Origin of the sequence: Kordia sp., assembly GCF_045105435.1 — a bacterium.
Taxonomy (GTDB): domain Bacteria; phylum Bacteroidota; class Bacteroidia; order Flavobacteriales; family Flavobacteriaceae; genus Kordia.
Map to the genome: position 1 here is coordinate 1 of NZ_JBGCDL010000052.1, position 5,083 is coordinate 5,083.

Sequence of the window (5,083 nt, forward strand, 5' to 3'; positions counted from 1 at the left end):
GCGTTGGAATTTACAGGTACAAAATCGAATGCAAAAGAAAGTATTGTACTTCGCGGTGTTGTATACAACGATTATTGGATGAAAGTGACCACTAAAGACAACAAAAAAGGTTGGGTTTATGGCGGCGCTGTACAACAAAAAGGCGGTAAAAAAGGAAACGGAATTATTACAAAGACTAAATTTGATTTTGCTTATTTTGGAAAATTTGACGTTTCATCCTGGGCTGATTTAGGAGTTACAAAAAGTGAAGGCGGTGATGCGGAAACCATTTCGTATAGGTACTTAAAAGAGAATCAAATTATTGAAATTGACAGAACCGAAGTTGGCGAGTACGGATATTACAATACGTTTAAACTAATGGATGCGAAAAGAAACCTTTTAAAAGAACGCGAATTTGGTTTTTCTATTGATTATGGTGAAAATGATGCACAAATGTATCAACTAACGGAAACCGTAAAAGACTTCACTACAAAAAAGCAATACACACGTTCGCAAAATATAGACAAACATTTTATGCAACTCAATGCACGTCCAGAAATAGTGCATGGTACATGGAAAGAATCAGTACTAAAAGAAATAAAGTAAACGATATAAAAAACAACTTCATGGATCACAAAGAAATAGAAGAAGCGTTTAATGAAACTTTTGCAGGACTCACTATGTATTACAGAGATTGTAATTTGAATCCTAGCTATATTTCAAAATACGAAAAAAATCAAATTTTGCTAGAACGCGGTTTCACCGATGTTTCCAACTTTGCACAAGGCATGCACGCTAATTTAAGATACGCCATTGCTTCCAACAAAGCGGTAAATATGGCGCAAGTAAACCCTGAAGTACGAAAATTTGGCTTTCATTTAATTGCGGCTCCTTCGCATTACAAAGTATTAGACATTTACAAAATTGACGAACAAACACAAGTATTATTGTTGCATTTCGACAAAAAATTTGAAGCTATTTTTAGTGAAACCAATTCAAATATTGAAGAAAAAGTAATTGGAATGGGACGCCAGAGTTTAGACAAAAAAATACAAATGGAACCTAACAAAGCCTTACATGAAAACGAATGGACGCAACGCACTCAATTTCCAATTGGCATGTCGGATACTGGTAATTTTTTTTACACTGCTGTAGATACAACGCAGCAAGAAACCACAAGTGTAACTCCACCACAAACTCCTGAAACTTCAAATAACACAAGCGCAGCAACTCCTAAAACTGACGAAAAGAAAAGTTTTTGGAAGAAGTTATTTGGGCAATAAACAGCTAAATTCTTATGAAAAATAGAAGTTTTCTAACGTGTATTATAATTTTTCTGATTACTACTTTAAATTGTGAAAAGAAACAAGAAACCTTACTAAATCCGCAATGGGATTATGAAAACATTCATGGTTTTGGAAAAATAAACATACACGAATATACATTTTGCAGTATAGTTCCAGAAGTAATAACGCAGCGATCTAAAGTTGGTTTATGGACTTTTTATTCGCCACAAAAAATAAAGATTGCAGAAGGCGCTTTTAATGGTGAATTAAATGAAATAAATGATCATGGTGGTTGCTCCTACTCTGTTTATAATATTTCTATTGATGCAAAAAAATGGAAGTTTTGGGATAGTAACGGAAAACCAATTCCGACCAATAAAAGAGACTTGGATTTTATAGTAAGTTCTGATTTTGACAAAAAATAAAAACTTCTATTATACGCGAATGGTTTAGAGTTTGTGTATCTTGAAAACGACACACAAATTTCATCTTTACAACACTTATGAAACGACTCATTTCTGAAATTTTTCAAATCATTATTGGAATTGTATTGGCGAGTATCGGACTGAAAATGTTCTTGCTTCCCAATGGTTTTTTGGATGGCGGCGTTACCGGAATTGCCATTTTACTAAGCGAATTATTCCCTGTAAATATCTCAGTCGTTTTACTCATTGTCAGTGTTCCGTTTTTAGCATTGGCTTGGTTTACCTTGACGAAACGGATCTTTCTAAAATCGATTTTTGCCATTGTCGGACTCGCTATTTTTATTCACTTTGAGAATTTTTCTGCCGTTACCGATGACAAACTTTTAATTGCCATTTTTGGCGGATTGTTTCTCGGTGCCGGAATTGGACTCAGCATCAAAAATGGTGCAGTACTTGATGGTTCGGAAATTCTAGGAGTCTTTATCAACGATCGCTTAGGAATTAGCATTGGAAAAGTAATTTTAGGTTTCAACGCCATTCTTTTCAGTGCTACGGCTTTGCTCCTTTCGGTCGAAATTGCCATGTATTCCATTCTAACATTTCTGGTCACAGCAAAAGTAATTGACTTAATGATTGAAGGTTTTGAAGATTATGTCGGATTGATGATTGTTTCAGAACATTTCAAAGAAATTGACGAAGAACTGATTCGCGTTGTAGGCGCAGGAACTACTTTGTACAAAGGCGCGCGCGGATATGGAAAACGAGGTGTACAAGCTGAAAAAGATATTATTCATACCGTAATTAACCGAATTGACATTCGCAGAACGTACAATCTCATTGAAAAAATTGACAAAAATGCGTTCATCATCGAATTTGATGTCAACAATATAAAAGGTGGAATTCTCACTAAATACCTCACCAAAGAAGGTATTAAAAAATTATCGCCTGCTTTGTACAAGCAACAAGATACTAACAAAAAGAAACCTACTGAAAGTACCGAAAAAGTGAAAGAAGGAAAATAAGTTTTTCAGCAAGAAAATTGCTAACTATTGAATATTGAATTTAAAATCATCACCAATTAAACATCAAAAAATGTTGAAAATAACATTCCAATTTCTGATTCTTATCGTGTTTCTTCTGCCTAAAAATATAGAAGCACAAGACAAAAAAATAACGACTGGACATAAAAAAGGAACACTCATAGCTATTGGTGGAGGTAGCATTGGTGATACTGACATTATGAAAGAATTTCGGAAACTTGCTGGTGGAGATTCGGCAAAAATAGTAGTCATACCAACTGCATTTGTTCGAAACAATAAAGTAGATACGACCTTATTAAAAAAGAATTTCAAAGAATATGGCATTCCCAATATTACCATTTTACATACTAGTGATCCTGCTGTTGCCAATACAGATGAATTTGTAAAACCACTTAAAGAAGCTACTGGAATTTATTTTACGGGCGGAAGACATTGGCGCATTGCAGATAGTTATTTGAATACTAAAGCCTATACCGAAATGCTAAAATTGTTAGACAGAGGCGGCGTCATTGCAGGTTCTTCTGCTGGTGCAACAATTCAAGGTTCGTATTTGGCAAGAGGCGATACAAAAAACAATCAAATTATGATGGGAGATCATGAAGTTGGCTTCGGATTTATTTCAAATATTGCCATTGATCAACACGTATTAGCCAGAAACAGACAATTTGATATGTTTACAATTCTTAAAGAAAAACCTGAACTTTTAGGTATCGGAATTGACGAAAGCACGGCCATTATTGTTAAAGGAGATATTTTAGAAGTTATGGGAAAAAGTTTTGTCCTTATTTATGACCAATCATTTTGGTCTGCTGAAGGTTCATATCTAAAAAAATTGCCCAACAAAAATCAACTATTCTACTTTCTTAAAAGTGGAGACAAGTATGATTTAAGAAAAAGACAGGTAATTAGAGAATAACGATTTACGAAAGAAACCAATAAAATCTACTTTCAGCACGCTAAAGTGATGAAATACATTACATTTGCGCAAAATTTACACGTTATGGCTACTTTTCAAGATCTTGACTTATCAAAACAGTTGCATTTCGCAATTGAAGATTTAGGCTTTACAACGCCAACACCAATTCAACAGGAATCATTTTCTGTAATTCGTGGCGGAAAAGATGTGGTCGGAATTGCGCAAACAGGAACAGGAAAAACCTTCGCGTATATGTTGCCTTTACTGCGTGATTTAAAATTCTCGAAGCAAGTCAATCCGCGAATTTTAGTCTTAGTGCCAACACGTGAATTGGTAATTCAAGTCGTAGAACAAATTGAAGCATTTGCCAAATACATCAACGTACGAATTGTAGGTGTGTATGGAGGCGTAAACATGAATGCACAAGCACAAAGTTTGCAACAAGGCGCAGATATCATCGTAGCAACTCCTGGGCGTTTGTACGATTTGGTATTGACCAGAGCATTGCAACTAAAAGCCATCAAAAAGTTAGTAATTGATGAAGTTGATGTGATGTTAGATTTAGGATTTCGTTTTCAGATTACCAATATCTTCGAATTGCTACCAGACCAACGACAAAACATCATGTTTTCGGCAACAATGACCGATGATGTAAATTTATTAATTGACGATTTTTTTAGAACGCCACATAAAATTTCGATTGCCGTAAGTGGAACGCCGTTAGACAATATTTCGCAAACCTGTTATTCGGTTCGAAACTTTTATACGAAAGTAAACTTACTCACACACATTCTAAAAGATAAAGAAACCTACAGTAAAGTGTTAGTTTTTATCTCTAACAAACGTATTGCAGATCGGTTGTTTGAATGTATCCGACAAGATTTTGGCGAAGATGTTGCCGTAATTCACTCCAATAAAACGCAGAATTACAGAATTCGTTCTATAGAAAATTTCAACGCAGGAGAAAACAGAATCTTAGTTGCAACAGATGTAATGGCACGTGGTTTGGATTTAGATCAAATTACGCATGTATTCAACTTTAATACGCCAAACTATCCAGAAAATTACATGCACCGAATTGGTAGAGCTGGTAGAGCGCAAGCTAAAGGAAACGCTGTTTTATTTTATACCGAAAAAGAACGAGAATACAAGGAAACAATTGAAACCTTGATGAACTACGAAATTCCTGAATTGGAGTTTCCTGAAGAAGTTTCTATTTCAAACGAACTAGCTCCCGAAGAACAAACACATATTCGCGAAAACAACAATCCGTCAAAAACAGAAGGCTTAGCCAAAGGTTTTCACGAAAAGAAAGAGAAAAATAAGAAAACCAATCAAGGTGGTTCGTATCGAAGAGAAATCGCAAAAAAATACAAAAAGCCAAAAACGAAAGGTGACAAAAATTTTAATCTTAGAAATAAGAAAAGGAGAAAGTAA

General features: G+C 34.9%; 6 protein-coding genes. All 6 read left to right on the forward strand.

Annotated elements, in window-relative coordinates; genetic code table 11:
• Positions 1-585, forward strand: a 585-nt coding sequence (locus tag AB8B65_RS02405) for a hypothetical protein (protein ID WP_405299215.1), incomplete at its 5' end; no start/stop codon positions are given.
• Positions 586-605: 20 nt separating this feature from the next.
• Entirely contained in the window at positions 606-1,262 is a 657-nt protein-coding gene (locus tag AB8B65_RS02410) for a hypothetical protein (RefSeq protein WP_405299216.1), read from the forward strand.
• Positions 1,263-1,276: 14 nt separating this feature from the next.
• Positions 1,277-1,690 carry a hypothetical protein gene (locus tag AB8B65_RS02415; RefSeq protein WP_405299218.1) on the forward strand — a complete coding sequence of 138 codons (414 nt, stop codon included), beginning with the start codon at positions 1,277-1,279 and terminating at the stop codon, positions 1,688-1,690.
• A gap of 77 nt (positions 1,691-1,767) precedes the next feature.
• Positions 1,768-2,712 (forward strand): YitT family protein, encoded by a 945-nt coding sequence (locus tag AB8B65_RS02420; protein ID WP_405299220.1) that lies wholly within the window; start codon positions 1,768-1,770, stop codon positions 2,710-2,712.
• A 70-nt stretch (positions 2,713-2,782) separates the two neighbouring features.
• On the forward strand, positions 2,783-3,646 hold the full coding sequence (locus AB8B65_RS02425) for a cyanophycinase (RefSeq protein ID WP_405299221.1): 864 nt from the start codon (positions 2,783-2,785) through the stop codon (positions 3,644-3,646).
• Positions 3,647-3,730: 84 nt separating this feature from the next.
• The gene (locus tag AB8B65_RS02430) at positions 3,731-5,083 is read left to right on the forward strand and encodes a DEAD/DEAH box helicase (protein WP_405299222.1); all 1,353 of its coding nucleotides are present in this window, start codon (positions 3,731-3,733) and stop codon (positions 5,081-5,083) included.

What these genes read in the sequence shown, in the direction of transcription:
- AB8B65_RS02410 (WP_405299216.1), top strand. Translation starts at nt 606, where the DNA reads ATGGATCACAAAGAAATAGAAGAAGCGTTTAATGAAACTTTTGCAGGA.
- AB8B65_RS02415 (WP_405299218.1), top strand. Translation starts at nt 1,277, where the DNA reads ATGAAAAATAGAAGTTTTCTAACGTGTATTATAATTTTTCTGATTACT.
- AB8B65_RS02420 (WP_405299220.1), top strand. Translation starts at nt 1,768, where the DNA reads ATGAAACGACTCATTTCTGAAATTTTTCAAATCATTATTGGAATTGTA.
- AB8B65_RS02425 (WP_405299221.1), top strand. Translation starts at nt 2,783, where the DNA reads ATGTTGAAAATAACATTCCAATTTCTGATTCTTATCGTGTTTCTTCTG.
- AB8B65_RS02430 (WP_405299222.1), top strand. Translation starts at nt 3,731, where the DNA reads ATGGCTACTTTTCAAGATCTTGACTTATCAAAACAGTTGCATTTCGCA.